Origin of the sequence: Halomonas sp. SIMBA_159, from assembly GCF_046536035.1 — a bacterium.
Taxonomy (GTDB): Bacteria; Pseudomonadota; Gammaproteobacteria; order Pseudomonadales; family Halomonadaceae; genus Vreelandella; species Vreelandella venusta_A.
Genome location: NZ_JAWJBT010000474.1, coordinates 1 through 276 on the forward strand (window position 1 = coordinate 1; position 276 = coordinate 276).

The window sequence follows — 276 nt, forward strand, 5'->3', positions numbered from 1 at the left end:
GACTGGCCGTTTTCTTAACATGCGGGATCTCATCGCCCGTATGCATAATATCGTTTACGCGCAGCAGAAGTTTACGACCCAGTGCGCCGCCTGGGTGTGAGAGCGCAAAATCTTCAGCAGTAAAGCCGCGTGCTTTTAACAGCGCGACAGCGAGGGCATCGCCCATAACCAGCGTGGCGGTGGTGCTGCTGGTCGGTGCCAGCCCTAACGGACAGGCTTCTTTCGCTACTTTAACACACAGATGCACATCTGCGGCGCGCGCCATGCTGCTCTCCG

Annotated in this window: 1 protein-coding gene; it reads right to left on the minus strand. The window is 57.6% G+C overall.

Annotated features, from left to right (window positions below):
• On the minus strand, positions 1-276 hold a 276-nt coding region (locus R0J87_RS20080), incomplete at both ends, for an SIS domain-containing protein (RefSeq protein WP_498888454.1).